At 71.2% G+C, this 2,317-nt stretch carries 2 protein-coding genes; both read right to left on the bottom strand.

What is annotated here, in order from left to right:
- Window positions 1–1,297 (bottom strand): Cys-Gln thioester bond-forming surface protein (locus ABZ371_RS31860; protein WP_358686257.1); only part of this gene is annotated, 1,297 nt, incomplete at its 3' end.
- Between the two features lie 301 nt (window positions 1,298–1,598).
- On the bottom strand, window positions 1,599–2,024 hold the full coding sequence (locus tag ABZ371_RS31855; RefSeq protein WP_358686255.1) for a single-stranded DNA-binding protein: 426 nt from the start codon (window positions 2,022–2,024) through the stop codon (window positions 1,599–1,601).
- Window positions 2,025–2,317 lie beyond the last annotated feature (293 nt).

Raw genomic sequence — 2,317 nt, 5'->3', positions numbered from 1 at the left:
CGGCGATCACGGGGGTGGCGCTGGAGCCGCCCGTCGCGGCGAGGTCGCCCTCGCCACCACCGGTGGTGGCGGTGCCGGCACCGGACGGGACCGGGGTGGGCTCGGAGCCGGTCTGCGTCTCGGTGTCGTCACCCGGCGCGGGGGTGCCCGCGGTCTTGCAGTCGAGGACGCCCTTGAAGTTCTTCTCGAAGCCGCCGGGGCCGGTGATGGTGAAGTCGTAGGCCTGGTCCTCGGCGACCGGGACGGTCACCGTGCGGGTCTCACCGGCCTCGACGGTGTTCTTCTTGCCGGCCAGCTCGAAGGTGAACGGCTCGTCGCCCTTGTTGCTCGCGGTGATGTCCACGCCGCCCTTGGCGCAGTTCTTCTCCGCGGTGACGGCGGGGACGGGGCCCGTCTTGGCCCAGGTGGCGGTGGCCGAGGCGGTGACCGCGGACTGGCTGGAGCCGGCCAGGATCATCGTCTGGCTCTTGATCAGTCCGGTGAAGACCCGGCCCACGGGGACCGAGGTCGTCGCCTGCACGCTCAGCGAGGCGTTGCCGTCCGCGGTGCCCGCGGGGACGTCGAAGTAGAGGGCGGCGCCGTCGGTCGCCTCGGTGACGGGCTTGCCGTCCTTGTCGGTGACCTTGATGCCGCTGGCGACGGCGTCGACGGGCGGCGCGACGGAGACCTGCTCGGCGTCCGTGCGGACGGTGATCGGACCGAGCCGCTCACCGGCCTTGCCGGAGACGGCGGTGGGCTCCAGGGCGACCGACGCCTTGGGCTCCGCGACGTTCTCGGCCTTCTCCTCGAGCCAGTCGGCGAGCTTCTCGGCGTTCTCGTCCTGGGCCGTGACGTCGGCGTTGTCCGAGTAGCGCCAGATGGCGACCTGGGTACCCGCGGCGGCGGTCTTCTCGGTGAGGGGGCCGGTGCCGGCCTCCCGGGCGAGCGCCGCGAAGTCGTTGACCTGGGGGTAGGAGTGCTGCAGGATCCAGCGGATCTTGCCCGCGTTCTCGTTCTTGCCGAGCGAGGACTGGTCCCAGGGGGTCTCCTGGTACTTGGCGCTGTCCTTGGTCGGGGTGTGGAAGTCGATGCAGTACGTCTTGATCGTGCCGCCGCCGTCGACCTGCATCTCGAACAGGCCGGCGGGGAGCTTCTCGGGCTTGTCACCCTTGCCGGTGTCGAGGAGCGCGTAGTCGTAGGCGTCCTTCTTCAGCCCGCCCAGTACGGCGGTCGCGCCGCCCTGGTGCTGGCCGGGCTCCTCCGCCGACGCCGTCGTCGCACCGACGAGGGTGCCGGCCGCGAGGAGGCCGGAGGCCATGACGGCGGCTGCCGCGCGGGCGAAGCCGTGGCGGTGACCTCCGCTCCGGCTCCGTGTGGGATGCGCCGTCGTCGCGGTGGACGACGAGGCGGATGCTGAAGACGCTGAAAACACAGAATTCCCCTCCGGGCGAGGCCTTCACGCGTGGTGTGCGTGTGGGAGGTGCCTCGCCAGCAAACTCAAGTGCCGCATGAGTACGGGGGAATCGTATGGAGCGAGCCGAGGAGAGTCCCCCGTCATGTCGTCAGATAACCATTCCGACTCGCAATCGTTATAGCCGACTTCGGCGCGCCCCCCTTGATCAGGTCACCGACGCCATCTCTTTGGCCTGTTTCTGACGATGTGCCGGGTCGGTCAGTGCCGGCTCCCCCTTGAGCACCCGCCTGAACGCGGCCGTTCCCCTGGTCAGGTCGTGGCCCACCGCGGTGGCCTCGACGTCCACGAAGGTCTTCCGGGCGCCGTCCCGTTCCTCCTCGCGCACCTTCAGGCGGCCGTGCACGACCAGGGGTTCTCCCACGGAGACCGACGCCGCGAGATTCGCCGCCAGGGTCCGCCAGGCCCACACCGTGTAGAAACTCGTGCGGCCGTCCGCCCACAACTGCTTCTCGCGGTCCCATCGCCGGGGCGTCACCGCCATGCGGAACCGTGCCGCAGGGCCCGTCGCCGTCTCCCGGAAATCCACCGGGGTAGCGGCATTGCCCACCAGCGTGACCCAAGTCTCGTTCATCGACCGTCCCCCGTGTCCGTCCTGCGGTCCGGCGCGCCCCGTGCCCGTCCTGCGGCAGGGGCGCTCCCGGCCCGTTCCGATGGGTCCATGCTGGACCGGAAACCGGGGCGCCGCGGGGGCCTGTGGACTACCGGCCGGTTGTGGACAACTCCGTCACCGCCACGTACCGCTCCCGCACCTCCCGGTACCGCGCCAGTTCCGCGGCGACCGGGTCGAGGACCCTGGCCCGGCCGCAGCCCGCCGCCGCCCTCGCGCGAGGGCACGAGGAGGTGCAGCAGCTGCCCGGCCGCTCC

Origin of the sequence: Streptomyces sp. NPDC005899, assembly GCF_040629645.1 — a bacterium.
GTDB lineage: Bacteria > Actinomycetota > Actinomycetes > Streptomycetales > Streptomycetaceae > Streptomyces.
The sequence above is the reverse complement of the archived record's forward strand: the minus strand, read 5'-3'. Positions and strand labels throughout refer to the sequence as shown.

Coding starts and splice junctions, on each gene's coding strand:
- ABZ371_RS31855 (WP_358686255.1), bottom strand. CDS start 2,024: ATGAACGAGACTTGGGTCACGCTGGTGGGCAATGCCGCTACCCCGGTG.